The 19,203-nt window shown below is 70.2% G+C and carries 17 protein-coding genes and 2 pseudogenes; 8 read left to right on the plus strand and 11 right to left on the minus strand.

Annotation, left to right across the window (positions count from 1 at the left end; translation table 11 throughout):
• Position 1: 1 nt before the first annotated feature.
• Together ACFV9M_RS00600 and ACFV9M_RS00605 are read right to left on the minus strand one after the other, a co-directional pair.
• Positions 2–199 (minus strand): DUF397 domain-containing protein, encoded by a 198-nt coding sequence (locus ACFV9M_RS00600; RefSeq protein ID WP_385062109.1) that lies wholly within the window; start codon positions 197–199, stop codon positions 2–4.
• Entirely contained in the window at positions 171–1,019 is an 849-nt protein-coding gene (locus ACFV9M_RS00605; protein WP_385062110.1) for a helix-turn-helix domain-containing protein, read from the minus strand. The genes ACFV9M_RS00600 and ACFV9M_RS00605 overlap by 29 nt, the downstream gene beginning before the upstream one ends.
• Positions 1,020–1,110: 91 nt before the next feature.
• Between ACFV9M_RS00605 and ACFV9M_RS00610 the strand changes: the two genes are divergently transcribed.
• Positions 1,111–1,560, plus strand: a complete 450-nt coding sequence (locus ACFV9M_RS00610; RefSeq protein WP_385062112.1) for an ATP-binding protein — start codon at positions 1,111–1,113, stop codon at positions 1,558–1,560.
• A gap of 904 nt (positions 1,561–2,464) precedes the next feature.
• Here ACFV9M_RS00610 and ACFV9M_RS00615 read toward each other — a convergent pair.
• Positions 2,465–2,633: pseudogene (locus ACFV9M_RS00615) on the minus strand (SAM-dependent methyltransferase); the annotation flags it as partial.
• A 9-nt stretch (positions 2,634–2,642) separates the two neighbouring features.
• On the opposite strand from ACFV9M_RS00615, the pseudogene ACFV9M_RS00620 reads away from it, so the two are divergent.
• Positions 2,643–3,326 (plus strand): annotated as a pseudogene (locus tag ACFV9M_RS00620) (IS701 family transposase); the annotation flags it as partial.
• Between the two features lie 218 nt (positions 3,327–3,544).
• On the opposite strand, the gene ACFV9M_RS00625 reads toward ACFV9M_RS00620, so the two are convergent.
• Positions 3,545–3,898, minus strand: a complete 354-nt coding sequence (locus ACFV9M_RS00625; protein ID WP_385062114.1) for a hypothetical protein — start codon at positions 3,896–3,898, stop codon at positions 3,545–3,547.
• On the minus strand, positions 3,888–8,936 hold the full coding sequence (locus tag ACFV9M_RS00630; protein ID WP_385062116.1) for a polymorphic toxin-type HINT domain-containing protein: 5,049 nt from the start codon (positions 8,934–8,936) through the stop codon (positions 3,888–3,890). The genes ACFV9M_RS00625 and ACFV9M_RS00630 overlap by 11 nt, the downstream gene beginning before the upstream one ends.
• A 263-nt stretch (positions 8,937–9,199) precedes the next feature.
• On the opposite strand from ACFV9M_RS00630, the gene ACFV9M_RS00635 reads away from it, so the two are divergent.
• From ACFV9M_RS00635 to ACFV9M_RS00645, 3 genes are all read left to right on the plus strand, one after another.
• Positions 9,200–9,493, plus strand: a complete 294-nt coding sequence (locus ACFV9M_RS00635; protein WP_385062118.1) for an ATP-binding protein — start codon at positions 9,200–9,202, stop codon at positions 9,491–9,493.
• A gap of 159 nt (positions 9,494–9,652) precedes the next feature.
• The gene (locus tag ACFV9M_RS00640; RefSeq protein ID WP_385062120.1) at positions 9,653–10,132 is read left to right on the plus strand and encodes a hypothetical protein; all 480 of its coding nucleotides are present in this window, start codon (positions 9,653–9,655) and stop codon (positions 10,130–10,132) included.
• Positions 10,129–10,482: a hypothetical protein gene (locus tag ACFV9M_RS00645; RefSeq protein WP_385062122.1), complete on the plus strand. Its 354-nt coding sequence runs from the start codon at positions 10,129–10,131 to the stop codon at positions 10,480–10,482. Before ACFV9M_RS00640 ends, ACFV9M_RS00645 begins: the two co-directional genes overlap by 4 nt.
• On the opposite strand, the gene ACFV9M_RS00650 is transcribed toward ACFV9M_RS00645, so the two are convergent.
• The 3 genes from ACFV9M_RS00650 to ACFV9M_RS00660 form a co-directional block, all read right to left on the minus strand.
• Positions 10,446–10,940, minus strand: a complete 495-nt coding sequence (locus ACFV9M_RS00650; protein WP_385062123.1) for a Uma2 family endonuclease — start codon at positions 10,938–10,940, stop codon at positions 10,446–10,448. The two genes, ACFV9M_RS00645 and ACFV9M_RS00650, sit on opposite strands and share 37 nt — an antisense overlap.
• Positions 10,941–11,099: 159 nt before the next feature.
• The gene (locus tag ACFV9M_RS00655; RefSeq protein WP_385062124.1) at positions 11,100–11,789 is read right to left on the minus strand and encodes a hypothetical protein; all 690 of its coding nucleotides are present in this window, start codon (positions 11,787–11,789) and stop codon (positions 11,100–11,102) included.
• A 96-nt stretch (positions 11,790–11,885) separates the two neighbouring features.
• Positions 11,886–13,922: a bifunctional glycosyltransferase 87/phosphatase PAP2 family protein gene (locus ACFV9M_RS00660; protein ID WP_385062125.1), complete on the minus strand. Its 2,037-nt coding sequence runs from the start codon at positions 13,920–13,922 to the stop codon at positions 11,886–11,888.
• Between the two features lie 345 nt (positions 13,923–14,267).
• Here ACFV9M_RS00660 and ACFV9M_RS00665 point away from each other — a divergent pair, with 345 nt between their 5' ends.
• Both ACFV9M_RS00665 and ACFV9M_RS00670 read left to right on the plus strand, forming a co-directional pair.
• A complete protein-coding gene (locus tag ACFV9M_RS00665; protein ID WP_385062126.1) occupies positions 14,268–15,509 on the plus strand; it encodes a DUF2330 domain-containing protein in 1,242 nt (413 codons plus the stop codon).
• Positions 15,510–15,651: 142 nt separating this feature from the next.
• Positions 15,652–16,323, plus strand: coding sequence for an O-methyltransferase (locus ACFV9M_RS00670; RefSeq protein ID WP_385062128.1), 672 nt, complete (start codon positions 15,652–15,654; stop codon positions 16,321–16,323).
• Between the two features lie 28 nt (positions 16,324–16,351).
• On the opposite strand, the gene ACFV9M_RS00675 is transcribed toward ACFV9M_RS00670, so the two are convergent.
• A complete protein-coding gene (locus ACFV9M_RS00675) occupies positions 16,352–16,744 on the minus strand; it encodes a hypothetical protein (protein ID WP_385062130.1) in 393 nt (130 codons plus the stop codon).
• 99 nt (positions 16,745–16,843) lie between these two features.
• Between ACFV9M_RS00675 and ACFV9M_RS00680 the strand changes: the two genes are divergently transcribed.
• Positions 16,844–17,269, plus strand: coding sequence for a DUF1992 domain-containing protein (locus ACFV9M_RS00680; protein WP_385062132.1), 426 nt, complete (start codon positions 16,844–16,846; stop codon positions 17,267–17,269).
• A 46-nt stretch (positions 17,270–17,315) separates the two neighbouring features.
• Here ACFV9M_RS00680 and ACFV9M_RS00685 read toward each other — a convergent pair whose 3' ends face one another.
• Entirely contained in the window at positions 17,316–18,185 is an 870-nt protein-coding gene (locus ACFV9M_RS00685; protein ID WP_385062134.1) for a hypothetical protein, read from the minus strand.
• Between the two features lie 5 nt (positions 18,186–18,190).
• On the minus strand, positions 18,191–18,868 hold the full coding sequence (locus ACFV9M_RS00690) for a hypothetical protein (RefSeq protein ID WP_385062135.1): 678 nt from the start codon (positions 18,866–18,868) through the stop codon (positions 18,191–18,193).
• Positions 18,869–19,203 lie beyond the last annotated feature (335 nt).

Below are 19,203 nucleotides of genomic sequence, written 5' to 3' on the forward strand. Positions count from 1 at the left end.
TTCACTCGGCGGCGGCAGCCCCGACCCAGGAGGCGAACGCGGAGAAGGCGGCGGGCCGAAGAGTGAGCATCGGACCCGCCGGGGCCTTGGAGTCACGCACGGCAACGGTGGCGACGGACGTCTCGGCGATCTCGACGCAATCACCGCCCTGGTCACCGCTGTACGACGACTTACGCCACTGGATCCCCGTCAGAGTCACGTCGTTCCCCATAGCGCTCCTCCATCACTCGCCGGATCAGCTCCGCCGAATCCTTGAGGGACAGCGCGGCGGCCCGCAGATGATCGTAACGGAGTGAACAGTCCTTGACGGTGTCCGGGTTCGCGGACGGATGCCCGCTGCCGTATCCCTCCGTATAGACGATGGCGGGGTCACTCGCGAAGCGGTAGAGATTGAACGAGCCTTGCGAACCGGCGTGCGCCCCGGCGGAGAACGGCATCACCTGGACATTGATCCGTGGATTGCGCTCGAACGACACCAGACTGGCGAGTTGCTCCCACATGACCGCCGAGCCGCCGATTTCCTGGTGCAACGCTGCTTCACAGAGCACCACCCAGAGGATCGGCGGTTCACCCTTCTCGAAGATGCGTTGCCGGGCCAACCGGACGGCGGTGCGGTCGTCGAGGTCGGTCTCGTCCAGCACACCGAGTACGGCGCGCACGTAGCCCGGGGTTTGCAGCAGACCGTGGATCAGGTGGGTCTGAAAGGTACAGATCTCGGTGGCGCGAGCCTCCAGTTCGGCCACCTGCCGGAACCAGGCCGGAAGTTGACTACGGAGCACCAGCTCAACCAGCCGAGACAGTAAACCCCCCGTCCCCAGGGCCGCATCTGCCCGCTCACTGAACTCGACGGTCGGAACCTTCCTGGCGGTCTCGATCTGCCCCACCAACGACCCGGTGTAGTTGAGGATGTCGCCGAGTTGCCGCTGGCTGAGCCCGGCGGCCTCCCTCAGCCGACGCAGTTCGAAGCCGTAGTAGTCGAGCGGCGAAGCTCCAGGGTCAAGGACGTTGATGTTGGTCACGCGAGGCCCCTCTCACGCAGCGCTGTACACACTTGAACGGGTTGTGTTCAAGTGGTAGCCCAGAGTAGTTGCATGAGGTCACGCTCGTAGCGTGAACGAATACTTTCCCTCCGTCCTCGCTTCCCCCGTGCCCACCCGGCACCGCCTGACCCTCACGGCCGGCGAGCACTCGGCCCGCCACATCCGCCGTATCGCACGGGGCCACTTGGAGGACTGGGACCTGCAACACCTCACGGACGCCGTCGAGTTGGCGCTGACGGAGCTGATCGCCAACGTGGTCCGCCACGTCCCGGACCGCCGCTGCGAGGTGCTGATCCAGAAGCGGGAGCCTGGGGTCCGGGTAGAGGTGAGGGACAACGACAACCGACTGCCACGCGCGGCGACGGCGCCGGATCCGACCTCGGAAAACGGCCGGGGCCTGTTCCTCGTCGACGCGGTCACGGACAGGTGGGGAGTGTCACCGTTGCCCGGGGGCGGGAAGACGGTGTGGTTCGAGTGCCTGCCGGGCGAACCACCGCCCTGCCCGCCGCACGTCTGCTGACGTCCGGCATGAATCGGGCGGCCGACGCTGGCGCCGCTTTCCGTTCCGCCGGTCACCGCCGGGTGTATGCGAGGCGAGGACCTCGTGCATTCGGACGTCCACGATATTGACGAGCCTCGTGAAGTCCTCCTCCTTGATCTTGGGCGGGTCTCCTGCGAGATGGGACATCGATACCTGGGTCACAACACCGCTGCACTGGGCCCAGAAGTACCACTCCGTGCAGCCGACCGAACGGTTGCCGTTCAGACAGAGCACCTGGGAACGGTCAGCGTGCAAGCCTTCAGGGACGTCAACAGCGGTTGGTGCCCAGGGCCAACTCCGGCCGTACTCATGCTCTGGGTCGCGATGAGTGAAGGCCTCCTTCGCTTCACCGCCATCGCCGTAGTAGCCGACGAAGTGATACACGGTGCATCCCTTCGAGGCCTTGGCCAGTCGGCTGTTCCACCAATCGGTGGCGCGCAGCGTCGGGGACCCGTCTCCCGTGGCCGCCGTCTCCTCAGCAGTCGCATATGAGCCGCAACCGTCGTCGCCAGTGAGGGCGTCGGCAGACAGCACCAGGGAACCAAGGGCAACGTCTGGGGCAGGGACAGGGGCCGACTCCGTACAGCCGGCCAGAACGGCGAGTAGCGCCGCCAGCAGGTATGCGGTGTGCGTGCCACCGCAGCGCTCGACTCTCATGGAGACACCTTCATCGCCCATGGGTCAGCACCTGCTCCAGCGTTCTTCCACGCCGGGATCGCGTCGACGATCGCCCAATATAGGCCCATCTCCGTTACATCCGGGCGGAAACGATCGAAAAGGTTCATGCCCACCCTGACGGAAACATCGTCGCCGCCACCCTCATCCGCCCTGCCGAAGGCTGCTCCTGGCCCATGTGACGCCGAGATCGGCACGCCCCGACTGGCGTTTGTCGAGCCACCGTATACGCCGTTGGGCCGGTGAGCCCTGCCCCTGTCCCGTCGCTCATGTCCAGGACCTCGAAGCCGGCGCCCTCCGCGTAGCGTTCCAGTTCGCGGGGGGAACAGGACGCGTCTGCGGATCTCGTCTCGGGCCTCGTCGCCCGAGTGGAGCGCCCCAGCGTGGGCATCGACGACACGGTCGCCTCCGAGACGAAGGTGGCGATGGCCAAGGCGATGGTCCGCCGGGCCATCGCGGGGAAGATCCCGCTCGGGTAGGTGACGGCGGACGCCGCCTATGGCTTCAGCAAGGGCTGGCGGTACCAGCTGGAGCAGGCCGACGTCTTCCACGTCATGGCCACCACCCGCCACGACACCGTCGTCACCCGCTGGTCCATCGACCACCCCGTCCACGACCTGTGCCCCTCACTCCCGCGGCAGGAGTGGAAATGCCCCTCCTGCGGCGAGGGGGCTCACGGCCGGCGGATCTACGACTGGGCCCGCGTCGAAGTGAGGCCCTGGCACCGCGAGGACCGCCGGCACTGGGTTCTCGTCCGCCGCAGCGTGGGCAGGCCCGAGGAGATCTCCTACTACATCGCCTACTGCCCCGACCAGACCACCTTGGACGAGCTGATCCGCATAGCCGGCAGCCCATGGGCTGTCGAGGAATGCTTCCAGACGGCGAAGCAGGAATGCGGCCTGGACGACTACCAGGTCCGCCGCTACCCCGGATGGCACCGCCACATGCCCCTGGTCATGGCCGCCCACGCCTGCCTGACCGTCCTGCGAGCCCAAGAGCTGGACACGGAGAAAGCAGAAACGGATCCTCCCAGCTCATCCACCTCAGCCTCGCCGAGATACGACGGCTGATCACCCGTCTCACCGACCGCCGCCCCACCCCGGTCGACGACATTCTGCACTGGTCACACTGGCGACGACGACGCCAACTCCAAGCCCGAATCAGCCACTACAAACAACGCGGACACGGCACCTGAAACCTGGCCACCAATCAGAACAAACACCGTTGCAGTACTAGAATCCCCGCCAGGACACACCTGACGGGGATTCTAGTTTGCTGTCGATATCACTCAGCGAGGCAGCCGAGACAGCATCTGCGCGAGATCGTCCGGAAACTCAGACATGTGCGATTCGGCGCAGTAACTTACGGTACAGGCCGCAGAGACCAGCTCCATCACCGCATACTCGCTGCTCGACAGCATCCTGGCACACATTCCCAGAGGGACCACAAAGTCCGCTTGAGCTTCGTCCGTTAGTGAATCGAGCAAATCAGATCCCTCCGAGAGAACCAGCTCTACGATCGAACTCAAGACCCCTGCCAGTTCAGAGGCGTCCACTCCACGAGAGAGTTCAACCATGTCTTCGTATTCGGCGAAGCCGAATCGATTGACCCGGAGATGTTCCCTGCTCACGTCAATTCCCATCGAAGCTGATTCCCTGATTCCGCAGCCTAGGCTGGCAAACCGTTGGGCAAGGACTGGCGGGAGTGCCGTGTGCGCCACCGGGCGGAGAATTCAATCCCCTCACCTTTACCACCTCGAACGATCCCCCTCGAACTCCAGCCGCACCCTCGGCCGCCTCGGCCTGGATGAGACACATTGTCTCGGCGCACCCCGCATGGTAACGACCACCCTCCGGCGTGAACTGCCGAACAAGGGAATCCACCTCTCCACCGGGGGTTGGCGTCAGATCATGACCCGAGTGACCAAAGTACGTCCGACCTGACGGGGACTTATATTTCGCCGCGAAGAAGGGGCCGTCAACCTTGTTGAAGCCGGGACGCAGGCTATTGGCATAGTCCGCAAGATTGCAGTTGTGAACAAGGACCGGAGTTGCCCCCGCCAGCACATAGTACGCGTGAATGTCCTCGATCGTGAGGTCATGCGTGCGCTGGCGCTTGGTGTAGTGGCTGAGCGCGGTGATCTGGACGTGGGTGCCGGCGCTGGTGCGGAGCGTCTGGCCGAGCTGGAGGTCGCCGGCCTTGACCCACTTCTTCAGGTCAGGCACCCAGAACGGGTGGGTGTCCGTGGCGACGATGCTGGAGTACTCGCCGTTCACGGATATGGAGATGTCGGTGAAGTCTTTGTCGTCTTCCGTGGTGATCGTGTCGACGACCCTCTTCTCGACGGTCTCGCCCGTCTCCGGGTTAGTCGTTACTACAACGTCGCCTACCGCAACGTCTTCGATCGCCTTATTTGCGCCGTTGGCAAGCAACACGCCAGTTCCAGGAAGGAAACTGTGGCATTTATCAAGAACCTTGGCTGCCGCCTTACCCAGCTTGGATGCCGCATTACCAGCACCAAATCCGACTCCGCCGCCCGCAGCACCCCATACGGCGCCTTCGGCCATGTCGCCGAGTTGGCCGGCAAGACTGTGATCGGCGTCCTCCGTCAGAGCGTTACCCACGGCCGCACCCGCCGCCCCGGCGATAGCTCCGCAGCCCGCCGCGGCGGCGAAACCGACGCCTCCGCTGACGAACCCCGCGCCCGTCGCCGCGCTGGCACAAGCCACGCCCACCGCGACTTCGGTGACCACTTGAGCGATCTCGACCTTGTGCTCCGAAACCCAATCAACGGTCCCGTTATACGCCTTGGTCACGCCGCAGAACGACAACCAGCCGCAATCGTCCCCTCCGTCCCCGCCACCGCTGTCGGTCGTGGTGTCGGAGACCACACTTGTCACGGATGTCGCCCCCACACCTCCAGCGCCTTTGGGGGCAGTGGTTACGTATTCTTTCTTGCCGCCGTTGGCTCCCGTTCCGCCGATGGGGTAGCCGATCCCGCATATGTCCGCCATGCAGAGGCCCGATGGGTCGCTATGGGTGACGGGGTTGTTGTTGCTGTAGGTGTAGCCGTGAACCTGTTGGGGGTCATTCAGATCCAGAACGGGGTCGACGCTGATGAAACGGCCGATAGCGGGATCGTATTCGCGGGCGCCGAGGTGGGTCAGGCCGGTGACGGTGTCCTTGGTGCCTCCGACGAAGCCTTTGTCGCCGGCCCATGGGGTGGTCTGGTTACCGCGGGAGGTGCCGAAGATGCCCGTCTTCCGGCGGGTGATCGCCTGCGTGGCGTCCGCGGTGACCTGTGTGGTGGTCGTTCCGTGGTGGTCGGCGAGCAGGAACGTCAGGGTGCTGCCGGTCCGCATGGCGACGGTCTGGGTGCCGGTGCTGTAGTAGCGGGTGCCGGTGGCCTTGCCGGCCGTGTCGACGTGCAGTTCGTTGCCGCCCGGCAGGTAGAGCGTGGTGCCCGTGGAGTCGGTGCGGGTCAGGCGCTGGCCGTCGGCGTCGTAGGTGTAGCTGGTGGTCTTGCCGTTCTCGGTGACCGTCTTGAGGTGGCCCTCGTCGTCCCAGTCCAGCTTCTGGTCGACCGTTGTGGTGGTGCCCTGTGTGAAGACGCGGGTCTCGGTCGCACCGAGCTCGTTGTAGGTGTAGCTCTCGGTGTGCGGGGCGGTGCCCGTCTGGGTGAGGCCCGGCAGGTTGTGCTTGCCCTCGTCGGGTTCGGTGTAGGTGCGGACGGTGTCGACGGCGGGGCCGGCGACGGTCGTGTGCTGGGTCTCCGTCTCGCGGTTGCCCGCCGCGTCGTAGGTGTAGCTGGTCCAGTACGGGTCCTGCCCGCCGATGACCGCACTGGAGGGAGCGGTGGCGCACGTGGTTCCGGTGTCGGTCCAGGCTTCGGTGATGCGGTTGAGGGCATCGAGGGTGAAGCACTGGGTGTCGGTGGTGCGGGCGGCGTCCTGGCCGTAGTTGGTGGTGATCTGGGTGATGTTCCCAGCCGGGTCGCGCGTGTAGTGGGAGTCCTCGATCCGCTGGGGTGCGGTGTCGCGGTCCGTGTACGCGTCGGTCAGGTCGCCGGTGTGGTCGTCGTAGACACTGGTCGTCGTGAGGTGCTGGCCGAACTCGCCGTACTCGAGGACCGTGTTGCGGCCGTAGTGGTCGTAGGTGGCGTCCGAGATCAGCGGGTCGTTCTCGGCGTACAGGGTCCACAGCAGGCCGCCGCCGTCGTAGTTGGAACTGACGTACTCGGCGGGCAGGTCACCGATCGCCGGCTGCTCGGAGTCCAAGAGGAGACCGGTGTTCTCCTCGTAGTAGCTGAACCACTCGTAGCTGCCGGCGGGTACGCCCAGACCGGCCGGGACGGTGACCTTGGTCGCGGTGGAGTTGTAGAAGGCGTTGTACTCGGTCGTCTCGGTGACGTAGGGCTTGCCGTCGATGTAGCGGGTGACCGAGGTGGGCTGGCCCTTGGCGACGGTGTCGTAGGACCAGGCGGAGAGCTTGGTCGTGCCCTTCGTCACCGCGGTGCGGCGACCGAGTTCGTCGTAGTCGGTGTGGAGCGTGATGTCGCGGGCGTCGGTGACGTCGGTGGCGCGGTCGCCCTGGTCGTACGTGGTGTGGGTCTTGCCGGTGTCGGGGTCCACCACGTCGGTCTGACGGCCGCGGACGTCGTAGGTGTACGTCCACTTGGCGCCGGAGGCGTCAGTGATCTGGTCGACGCGTCCGCGCTCGTCGTAGCGGTAGTGCATGGACTGCGAAGCCGTACGATCGGCGTTCGTGTACTGCTTGACCTCCACCGTGCGGCCGAGCGCGTCCACCACGGTGGTGGCTGCCACACCGCCCTCGGGCGGGATGACCGTCGTGGTGTCGCCCGTGTAGGTGGTGACCGTGCGCTTGGTCTCGTCACCGAACTTCTTGGCGATCACCGCCGTGGGTCGGCCCGCACCGTCGAAGACCGTCTCGGTGGACGACGGGTAGTTGGTGTCCTGACCCGTCACGAGAACCGCCTCCGGCGCCCCCGTGGTGTAGAAGGTGCCTGAGGTACGCCACGCCTCTCCACGCGTGTTGTAGAACGTCTCCGTCACCAGCCGCCCGGACAGGTCGGGTGAGACGGACTGCGTCTGACGCTCCCGCAGAAGGCCGTCGTAGAAGGCGTAGGAGGTCTGGTACTTCGAGTTGTGGTCGAGGTGCTTGGTGGTGACGACGGCCGGGCCGTCGGTGCGGACCTGGTAGGCGTAGGAGTAGTTGGGCGCGTTGGGGAAGGTGGCCGCCGAGCGGGTGGGCAGCCAGACCGCGGTGGTGCGGCCGAGGCCGTCGTAGGCGGTCGAGGTGATCAGGCCGTTCGCGTCCTTGGCCTCGACCGGCAGGCCGCGCAGCGGGTCGAGCTTGGTGGTGGCGGCGTGGTCGAGCGCGTTGGTGACCGTCTGACTGGTGGGGTTCTCACCCGTCGTGGGGTTGTACGTCGTGCGCGTGACTTCGCCGTAGGCGTCCGCCGTGGCCAGCACGCGGCCGTACTGGTCGTAGCAGAGTTCGTTCTTGGCCGTGCCGCAGATGCTGGGCGTGGAGCTCGTGGTCTCGTAACCAGTGCCCGTGCCGTTGATCCGCTCGGTCCTGGTGACCAGGCCCTTGGTGGGAGCGACGCCGAAAGCGGCGCCGTCGTAGGAGGTCCGGACGTCGTCGATCACGTCGTCGGGCCGGGTGATGGTGGTGGCGTTGCACAGACCGGCGACGGTCTCGGCGCGCGCGATCGAGTTGAGGAGCCAGGCTTCGGCGTTGCGGAGATAGGTTGTGGTGGTGCACTTCTCGTCGCCGACGGTGGTGGCGTCCCCCGTCTTGGCGACATCTCCGTGTTCGGAGACCTGGATGACCATGCCGTAGGTGTCGAAACCACGGGAGGTCTTGGTGGTGCGGGTGCCGCCCGTGACCGTGGTACGCGTCTCTTCCGCCGCGATACCGGTGTGGTAGGCGGTGAGCGCGGACAGGTCGGCCTCGCTGCGGTCCCGGCTCGCGGTCGCCGCCGAGCGCCAGGGGGTGTAGGAGGTGGCCGAGACGAGCGCGCCGCCGTCGCCGTTGTAGGTCGCGCTCTCGCGGACCATGCCGGCGAACTGTTCGCGGTCGGTGACCGCGACGCCTGCGGAATCCTTCACCTCTGCGCCGTCGATACCGCGGAAGTACCGTGTCTCCGTCAGGGTCCGGGCGTCCGCTGCGGTGCCCTTGCGGGTCTGCACGCGTTCGTAGCCGCGGGAGACGGAGTAGGTGCGGTCCTCGGCCTTGGTGAACTCGTCGTCGCTCTTGGCCCATTTGGCGCCGCCGAGGTAGGTGTACTCGGTGACGGCGTCGGGGGACGTGACGAGGTTGTCGCCCTCGATGACGCGCTGGACCGGGTAGATGTTGAACCAGTCGAGCTGGGCGTCCTCGCCTTCGAAGGGCCACTTGACCGGGTAGCAGCGGGTGGTGTTGGTGGCGTCGGCCGCGGGGAGGGTGCTGGCGGTGCAGTCGGGGTCGTAGTAGTCGACGCCGATCGTGCCGCCGGTCTCGGTGTGGACTTGGCTCATGCGCAGCCGGATGAACGGTGCGAGGCTGTCGTAGAGTTCGTCGACCCGGTTGGGTTTCTGCACTCCCTCGAAGGTGACCGCGGGCAGGGCGACGGAGGAGCCTGCCTTGCCGGTGCGCTGGATCGAGGAGAGCCACATCGGGGTGGAGATGCCGTCCCCTGAGGAGGGGAAGGTCTGGTCCAGGGTCCAGGTGTCGACGTCCTTGTAGGCGCCCCCGGTCAGGACCTTGGTGGTGATGGAGGTCAGGCGTTTCTGGGACCAGAACGTCGGGGAGTACTGGTCCTCGCACTCCGTCGAGCCGTCCTTGCAGTACTGGTCGTAGGGGGTGTCGGGCCAGTTAAGCGGCGCGAACAGGCCACCGGTCCGCAGAACCGCATCCGCCCGTCCACTGAACTAAGGAGTTGGCGCTGACGGAACTGATCGCCAACGTGGTCCGCCACGTCCCGGACCGCCGCTGCGAGGTGCTGATCCAGAAGCGGGAGTCCGGGGTCCGGGTGGAGGTGAGGGACGACGACAACCGGCTGCCGCGCGCGGCGACGGCGCCGGACCCGCCCTCGGAAAGCGGCCGGGGCCTGCTCCTCGTCGACGCGGTCTCGGACAGGTGGGGGGTGTCACCGTTGCCCGGGGGCGGGAAGACGGTGTGGTTCGAGTGCCTGCCGGGCGAACCACCGCCCTGCCCGCCGCACGTCTGCTGACGTCCGGCATGGGTCGGGCGGCCGGCGCTGGCGCCGCTTTCCGTTCCACCGGTCACCGCCGGGTGTATCGGGCCCCATAGGAGAACCCCCTTCACGCCGAGCGGCGCCTTGACCACCATCCGCTGTCCGAGCCAGGACATCCGAGCTACTGTGGATGTCATGACGACCGCCTATGAGGACGTGCCCTTCAGCGAGCTGCTCCACCACCCCGCGGCCACCGCCCGGCGCCTGGACGCGGTCCGCGCCCTGCGCCTGCGCCGACGCGACGCGGGCGACCTGGCACTCATTCGCGCCGACCAGCTGGAGCAGGACTCCACCGTGGTCGACTTCACCGCTCGCCTGCTCGCCGGGCTGGTCCGCACCGAGAACACCGCCGCGCTGCGCCAGGCCCTGCCTGATGCTCTGCCGTGGTCGGTCTTCCTCCCCGAGGACGACGTCGAGGCGATGCTCGCCGAGCTGGTGGACACCGCCCGTGGGGCTGCCGCGCTGGAGAACCTGGCCCCCATCGCGCTGCTGCTGGCCCAGTGGCGGCACAGTGCCGAGATCTATGCCGACCCCGCCCTGCACGCCGTCCTCACCCGCGAGCCCGACGGCGACCTCGGCTCTGTCCCCGTGCCCGAAGGCGAGACCGCCGAGTGAGCCCCAAGCGCGGTGACCGCGCGGCCCCGCCTCCGGTCGGCGACGAGTTCGACCTGCGCTTCGCCAACACGGAGGCGGCCAACGGCTGGGACCACCTTTCCCGCCACGCGTCAGGCAACCTCCGCCGCGCCTTCGACAGGATCCGCTCCGCCCCGCGCGCCACCGATGACCCCGAGCGCCACCACCGCCTCAAGGGCAAGCTCGGCTCCACAGTCTGGAAGGGGCAGACGCTGGAGCGCTGGCAGTACGAGGTCACCGGCGGTGGCCGCATCTGGTACCTCGTCGACGACGCCAACCGCACCGCCTGGATCACCTATGCAGGCACCGGACACCCGAAAGCCACGGACTGATCGCCCTTCACCTCCGCGAGCATCGGGGACGGATCGAACTCCAGGCGCCAGAAGTGCGGAACGGCGGCCTCCGCGTACAGCATGGGCTTGATCTTGCGGTCCATGGTGCGGTTGCCGGGGGAGACGAGTTCGACGACTAGCTGGACCGCGTCGATGTCGACGGTGACGGGGTCGTCGGCGGTCGCGCCGGCGTCGGCCACGACCAGGTCGGGCACGACAAGACCGGGGGGCAGGATGACGTTGATGGCCTCCAGCACCTCGACCGGGGCCTTGGCGGCCTGGGCCGCCGCATGGAGGATCATGGCGAGGCGGAAGGAGGCCCGCTGGTGACGGACGCCGGGAGCCGGGGACATCACGAGGGACTCCCCCAGCAGCTCGTAGCGCGTCGTGCGGTCCTCGGGCAGGGCCAGGACGTCGGCGACGGTCCAGGGCCCGGTGTGGTCGACGGCAACGCCCATTCGCCTTCACCTCCTCGTCCGACCGGCAGCCTCGGTTCGACCTCGACAGGTGGTACGTGGCCAGCATACGGGCGCTCCCACCTGCCAACACGAGGTTTCGCCGCCGCCGCGAGCGGGACCTCGCGGTCGGCGACCCGCGTCCTACGGCGACCGCCGCGGTCAGCGGCCCTGCGCCTCCTCCAGCCGCTCCACCTGCCGCCGGATCAGCTCGCGCGGGAACCTCGCGTCGCCGACGGCCTCGACCTTGGTGAAGGTCGCCGTGACGCTGCCGGCGCGGACGACGACGTGCTCCCGGTGCATCACCAGCCCGTCCTTCGTGGGCGTGGTGGTGCGGAAGGCGAGGGCCTCGTCGCCGAGCCGGGGGGCGGCCGTCGCGGTGAGGTCGGTCGTGTACGGGCCCTCGGCGGTGACCCCGTCGTAGGACGCGCAGGTCGTCAGCGACGACCGGAGGCGGGCGAAGGCCCGGCGGGCGCCGTCGCCGTCGTAGGAGGCGAGGGTGGAGGAGCCGCCCCAGAGGTCGTCCTTCCAGTTGAAGACCTGGCGTACGACGGCGGGGGCGCCGGCGCCGTTCACGGCGGCCAGGACGGTCCCGCAGGACGCGTTGGAGACCGGCGGGGCCGTCGGTTCGCTCATCCTGGGGCTGGGTTCCTGGACCGGGGTGTCATGGACGTCGGGCACCTCGCCGTCCTTGAAGGTGAGGGCCCTCAGCTCGTCGTAGGGGACGGCGGCCCCCTTCTTCGCCTCCTTCGTGTCCGCGTCCTGGCCCGAGCAGGCCGCCGCCCCGCACAGCACCACGACAGCGGCGGCCGCGGCGCCGGCCAGCACCCTCCGCACGTTTCCTCCGAACATCAGTCCTCCCGCACAGGAGGTTAGACGCCTCGCGTGACCTGAGCACGACCAGAGGGGCCCGAGGACGGTGATCACTCGGGCCCGACCGGGCGCTGATCAGCTCGGCGTCCGGTCCTTCTCCGGCACCGACGGGGCGGCCACGGCCTGCCTCGGGATCACCGTCGCCCGTGCCCGGGGGCCCTGGAGCAGGTACGCCAGGCCGAACCCGGCCAGGACGACGACCGCGCCGCCCGCCGCGTCCAGGACCCAGTGGTTGCCGGTGGCGACGATCGCGGACACCGTGAACAGCGGGTGGAGGAGGCCCAGCGCCTTCATCCACCACTTCGGCGCCACGAGCGCGATGACCAGTCCGCACCACAGCGACCAGCCGAAGTGCAGCGAGGGCATGGCCGCGTACTGGTTGGTCAGGGCGGTCAGGCTGCCGTAGTCCGGCTGGGAGAAGTCCTGGACGCCGTGGACCGTGTCGATGATGCCCAGGGCGGGCATCAGGCGGGGCGGGGCCAGCGGGTACAGCCAGAAGCCGAGCAGGGCGAGGAGGGTGGCGAAGCCGAGGGACGCGCGGGCCCAGCGGTAGTCGACCGGGCGCCGCCAGTACAGGACGGCGAGGACGGACAGCGGCACCACGAAGTGGAAGGACTCGTAGTAGAAGTCGAAGAAGTGGCGCAGCCAGTCGACGCCCACCACCCAGTGGTTGACCGTGTGCTCGATGTCGATGCGCAGGACGCCCTCGAGGTCGAGGATCTCCTGGCCGTGCGCCTCCGCCCGCTCGCGGCCGCCGGTCGCCGCCAGCCGGACCTGCTGGTAGGCCGCGTACGTCACGCGGATCAGCAGCAGCTCCAGGAGGAGGTTGGGGCGGGTGAGGACGCGGCGCAGGAACGGCAGCAGGGGGACGTGCTTCCAGCGGGCCGGGACGGGGGCGGCGTACTCGGTGGGGACGGGTGTGCGGTAGTGCTCCGACGTCCGGGAGAGGAAGGGCACGACCGTCGCCGCGGCCACCGCCGCGAGCAGCACCGCGTTGTCCCGGACGGGGTGCAGCGCCGGCACGTTCGGCAGCATCATCCGCGCGGGGAGCGTCATCACCAGGACCACGGCGACCGGCCAGACGTAGCGGTCGGAGGCGCGCCGGCCGACGCGGCCGACGACCGCGAGGAGGACCCACAGGAGCTGGTGCTGCCAGGTGGTCGGGGACACGGCGATCGCCGCGCAGCCGGTGAGGGCCACCGCCAGCAGCAGCTGGCCGTCGCGGGCGTACCGCACGGCCCGCCGCACGCCGAGCACGGCGACCGTCGCGCCCAGGGCCAGGAAGAGGACGATCTCCAGCGGGCCGGAGAGGCCGAGGCGGAGCAGGGCGCCGTGCAGGGACTGGTTGGCGAGGGCGTCCGCCTCGCCGCCGAGGCCGACGCCCGCCATGTGGTGGACCCAGTAGGTGTACGAGTCGTGCGGCATCGCCGCCCAGGCGAGCAGCGTGGAGGCGGCGAAGGTGCCGCCGGTGACGAGGGCGGCGGGCCGGCGGCCGGTGAACCAGAGCAGGGGCACGAAGAGGAGGACCGTCGGCTGGAGCGCCGCCGCGACGCCGATGAGCACGCCGCCCGCCCGCTGCCCCCGCACGACGAGGCAGCCGAGCAGGACCAGCAGGACCGGGATGATGCTGGTCTGGCCGAGCCAGAGCGTGTTGCGCACGGGCAGCGACAGCATCAGCAGCACGATCGCGACGGGCGCGGCGAGCAGCGAGGTGCGTCTGCTGACCGGCTGCGGCAGGGCGCGCGCCGCGACCAGGCCCAGGGCCACGACCAGCAGCAGCGTGCCGAAGGTCCAGCCCCAGCCGAGGGCCTGCTCGGCGGCGCGCGTGAGGGGTTTGAGGACGAGCCCGCCGAAGGGGGTGCCCGTGAAGCGGGTGGAGTCGTAGAGCGAACCGTTGACGTGCAGGACGCCGTCCGGTCCGACCCAGGTCTCCAGGTCCGTCAGCCGCTCTCCGCGCGGGGTGCCGAGGACGACGGCCAGCTGCCGGACGGCGAGGACCGCCGCCGCCAGCCACAGGCCGAGGCGGGCCATGCGCAGACGCGCCCTCGCCGTGTCGACCGTCGTCGCCCCGAAGGGTTCCGCCGGCCGTCCGCTGTGCTCCGCATTCGCCACGCCTCGTCGGCCTCCCGCCCCGTTCGTCCCACGCGTCACACGCGTGAGGTGTTCTTCGCGAACCCTATGAGGCTCGCACCACCCCCGGACAGGGACGCAGGCCACCCCGTTTTCACCTGACGTCCGCTCTCCTTTTGTCCGGAAGACGATAGTGCGCCGGGGGGAGGGTTGCCTCCGCGGGGTGCGATCTGGGTCACAGCGCGGACACCGCCGGACGGAACCGGATCTTCGCTCGTACCGTCGTAGGTCCACAGGCGGTGACCAGTGACGGAGGGGCTGCGCGACATGGTCGGTTTCCTGCGGGAACGGCACGTTCGGGGGGTATGGCCGGGGGTGTCGCGGAGGATGTGGCGGAGGGTGTGGCGGGGGCGGTTGACGGCTCTGCTCCTCGCGCTCCTCGCGACCCAGCTCGGCTCCCTCGTCGCCCCCGCGTACGCCTGCGGCTGCGGCGCGCTGGTCCCGGGCGACGAGCAGCAGGTCGCGGTGGGCCGGGAGGTCTCCGCGGTGCGCTGGGACGGGCAGCGGGAGCAGATCGTCATGGGGCTTTCGGTCACGGGGGACGCCGACCGGGCCGCCTGGATCATGCCGGTGCCGCACCGGGCGAGCGTGCGGCTCGGCGACCCGGAGGTGTTCTCCCAGCTGGCCGAGGCCACGGCCCCCGAGGAGCGCACCCGCTACCACTTCTGGCCGCAGGACGGCGACTGGCCGCTGACGACGGGCGACGACGACGCGGGGGCGGCCCCTCCGCCGCCGGGCGCCGCGCCCGGGGTGGGCGTGGTGGGGCGCGAGCGGCTCGGGCCGTTCGACGTGGCCCGGCTGACGGCCACCGACCCGGCCGCCCTGGACGGCTGGCTGGGCGACAACGGCTTCGCCCTCCCGCCGCGCCTGGAGACGGCGCTCCAGCCGTACGTCGACCGGCGCTGGGAGTACGTGGCGGTACGGCTGGCCCCGCAGACCGCCGGCGTCCCGCTGCGCGGCGACCTGGAGCCGCTCCACCTGAGCTTCGCCAGTGACACCCTCGTCTATCCGATGCGGCTGTCCCGGCTCGCCGCCACCCCGCAGTCGCTGAGCCTGTACGTCCTGGCCGGCCACCGAATGGAGCCGGTGTCGCGGATCGGCGGGGAGCGGCCCCGGGTGACGTTCGCGGGGCGGGTCGGCACGACGGCGGGGCCGCTCGGGGCGCTCGCGGACGGCACGCCGTTCCTGACGGCCCTGGTGCAGGAGTTCCCGGTGCCGTCGTCGATCTCGGCGGACCACGAGCTGCGCCGCACGGCGAAGGACACGGCGTTCCGGCAGGTCGTCTACGAGAACCGGCTGCTCACGGTGGGCGGGGCGCCGGTGTGGCTGCTGACGGTCGCCGGTGCGGCCGCGGCGTCGGTGACGGGGGCGGTGGTGCTCGGCGTGCGCCGGGGACGGGTGCGCCGGCGGTACGCGGGGGCGCGACGGGACCGGGGCGCCCGGCCCGCGCGCCCGGCGGCGCCTCCCCGACCCACGACCCCTCCCCGGCCCGCGCCCCCTCCCCGGCCCGCGGCGCCCCCGCTGCCGCCGCTGCCGCCCGCCTCGCCGCGTTCTGGGCCGAACGGCTGAATTGGCCCGGCCGGGGAAACCCGTGAGGCGCGGCGGACGGGGAACCCGGGGGCAACCGGCGCCGTTGGCATAGTAGTTAGCGCTCCTAACGGGATGGTCCACGCAGGTCACGGATACGTCAGGTACACGAGAGGCAGAGCGCATGAGCGAGTCGCACGTATGGGACGCCGTCGACGCCTACTTCACCACCCACCTCGCCCCGGACGACGAGGTGACCGAGGCCGCGCTGCGCGACAGCGAGGCCGCCGAGCTCCCGCAGGCCAACGTCACGGCGACCCAGGGCAAGCTCCTCCGGCTGCTCGCCGAGATCCAGGGCGCGCGCACGATCCTGGAGATCGGCACGCTCGGCGGGTACAGCACGATCTGGCTGGGCCGCGCGCTCCCGGCGGACGGCCGGCTGATCTCGCTGGAGTACAACCCTCGGCACGCGGAGGTCGCCGTCCGCAACATCGCGCGGGCCGGACTCGACAAGCAGGTGGAGGTGCGGGTGGGCCCGGCCCTGGAGTCGCTGCCGCGGCTGGCCGACGAGAACCCGCCCCCGTTCGACCTGGTCTTCATCGACGCCGACAAGGTCAACAACGCCCACTACCTGGAGTGGGCCCTGCGGCTCACCAGCACGGGGAGCCTCATCGTCGTCGACAACGTCGTCCGCGGCGGCCGGGTGGCCGACGCCGGCAGCGACGCGGGGGACGTCCTCGGCACCCGGTCCGCCATCGAACTCATCGGCGCGCACCCCAGGTTGAGCGGTACGGCGATCCAGACCGTGGGCTCCAAGGGGTACGACGGGTTCGCACTGGCCCGCGTCCTGGCGTGAGGGCCGGGCCGGGCCGGGCCTGCGAAGGCTACGCCTCGTGGTAGAAGCCCACGTTGACGCTGCGCGGCCCGGTGCGGTCCACGACGATGATCTCGCCGGCGCCGCCGCGCGGCAGCTGCACGGTGCCGCCGTACGCGATGGTCTGGGCGTACTCCCCGACCACCAGCCGCACCTCGGAGGACGGGTCCGGCTGGGAACCGCGCAGCCAGGTGACCTGCCAGACGCCCTCGGGTCCGCACAGGAACTCCAGATGGACCCGGGAGACGAACAGCCAGTCCTCGGGTGTCACGAGGCGGCAGACGGACGCGTCCCGGCCCACCCGCAGCACGGCCCCCGGCTCGCTGGGCGCGTCGGCCATGAGCATGCCGGCCGTGGCACCCTCTTCCGTCCCCGAGACGGTGGCCATGGTGAGTTCGAGCACGTGCGCTCCTCGTGAGGTGTCCGACGGTGGCTGTGTGACCTTTGTGCAGCGGCCGCATACTAAATCGCCCGGGGCCGTGCCGTCCGGCACAATGGACCCATGACCGAGCGAAAGCCACCCGGCGTTCCGTTCGAGTCCTGGGTGGACAAGCAGATCCGGGACGCGGAGCGGCGGGGCGAGTTCGATCAACTCCCGGGCGCGGGCAGACCGTTGGCCCCGGAGATCGAGAGTTCGTACGACGAACTGTGGTGGATCAGGCGCAAGATGGCGCGCGAGGGGCTCTCGGTGCTTCCACCGGCGCTCGCGTTGCGCAAGGAGGCGGAGGACGCGCTCGCGGCGGCGTACGCGGCCCCTTCGGAACGCCTCGTCCGGAAGATCATCACGGACGTCAACGTCAAGCTGCGGGACATGATGTTCAAGCCGCCGCCCGGCCCCCCGCTGGGTATGAAGCCGTACGACGTCGAGACGGTCGTACGGGAGTGGCGGGAGCGCCGGGCGGCGGCCGAGGGCACGCGGGCCGAGTGAGCGGGCCGTGCTTGAGCGGGCCGTGCGCCGGCCGCGCGGGCCGTCGTCACATGTGCAGCAGCCGTTCCGTGAGCTCGCGGTAGTCCCGCAGGGCCAGCCGGAGCTGCTCGGTGTCGGCGGTCGTGTCGCGGTCGCCGCCCCGGGTGTCGTCCGCGAGCTGCCAGGAACCGCGCAGGGTACGGCGGCGGCGGTTCATGGCGTCGGTGAAGGACGCGGTCAGCTCCTCCAGGACGTGGTCCGCCTCCTCGACGGCGTCGTGGGGACGGTCGACGAACTCCGCGACCGCGTGCTGGATGCGCGCGGTGAGCTTGTCGCACTGGTCGCCCGGGAGCAGCGAGGACGCGGTGTGCGGGGCGGCCTGGGCGGTCCGCTCGGACGGGCCCGCCGGGGTGGCGGTGCCGGCCGCGGCGGACGATCCCGCCTCGGTGCCGGGGAGGGCGTGGGCACCGGTGCGGCCCTGCTCGCCGTACGTGTCCCCGCCGCCGTACGGGCCCTGGCCGGCGTAGGCGTCCCGGCCGGCGTAGGCGTCCTCGTTCTCGTGCGCGCCGGTCCCGGTCGTCGCCCCGCCCCTCATCGCGTTCCCCTCTCCGGCGCCACTGGCCTCCCGGGCGCTCCTGATCTCCCTGGCCTCGCGGGCCTCACGGGCGTTCCGCGCTTCCCGCACGTCGCCGATCGTCTCGTCCCGGGCGTCGCCGCTCATCTCGGCGAAGGCGCCCCGCCGCTCCGCCGCCGTCGCCGGCGCCTGCCGGCCGCCGCCCACGACGGACGTGCGCTCGCCGCGTTCGATCCACTCGGACTGCTGTTGGGCGCGGCTGCCGGTCCGCCCGGCCTCGGTGTCCTGCTGGTCGGGGAGGTCGGCCCGCTGGTCGGGCCGCGTTCCGCGTCGGTCGTCGCCGCTCGGTGTCACGTCGGGCATCCTTCTCACCCCTGCTTCGTCTGATGCCGGTGGAAGCCCCACGGCATGTGGTGGCCCTCGCGGGCCTTGGTCTCCCGGCTCGCCGGCCGGGTCAGTGCGTGGCGGCCGGAGTCGGACCGGCCGTCGGCCAGCAGGTCGTCGAAGAGGGCACGGGCCTCGACCAGGGCGGACCGCAGGTCCTCGGTGCCCGGTGCCTGGCCGCTGCGGGCGCCGCCGTCCGTGTGGAAGCGGGCGACCTGGTGCACACGCCGGTAGCCGTGCACGTGGCGCGCGTGGTGCACGCTGAGCGCGGCGACCTGCTCCTCGTACTGCGTGCCGGCCGGGAAGCCCCGGGCGCCGGCCACGTCGGCGAGCAGTCGGTCGGCCTCGGCGACCGCCTCGCGGGGCGAGTCGACGAAGCGCTCCTGCGCGGCCGTCCAGGCGGCCTCGAACCGCTCGCGCTCCGCGGGCTCCAGCGGCCGCTCGCGCAGGCCGCCGTGCCGCTCCACGAGGGTGCCGAGTTCCCGCTCGGCCGCCTTGACGTCACCGTCGTGCCGGGCGACGGCCCGGTCGTACTCGGGCCCGAAGCGCTGCTTCAGGCTGCGTCCTGACTGCGACCCTCGGGCCCGCACGGCCAGGACGGCCGCGACGGCGATGACGGCCGCCACGATCACGATCAGAGCGATGATCACGCCTGTGGACATGGTTGCCTTCCGATGTGTCGGCCCCTCGGGCCGGTTCACGATTCGGGTTGCCCGGACGGCGCCGGACAAACGGCGCCCGGCTCCCGGTCCGGCTCCCGGTCCGGCTCCCGGTCCGGCTCCCGGTCCGGCTCCCGGTCCGGCTCCCTCCGCACGCGCCTGGCCGGGGAGGCGCCGTACGGCGGGCTCACCCGCGCCCCACGCGACGGCACCCCCCTCGCCCGCGCTCCGCGTGTCCGCGCCCGCACGCCCCGCACACCCTCACGCCTGCACGCCCGCACGCCCGCACGCCCCGCACACCCTCACGCCTGCACGCCCGCACGCCCGCACGCCCGCAC

Origin of the sequence: Streptomyces sp. NPDC059895, from assembly GCF_042731035.1 — a bacterium.
In the GTDB taxonomy this organism is placed as follows: Bacteria; Actinomycetota; Actinomycetes; order Streptomycetales; family Streptomycetaceae; genus Streptomyces.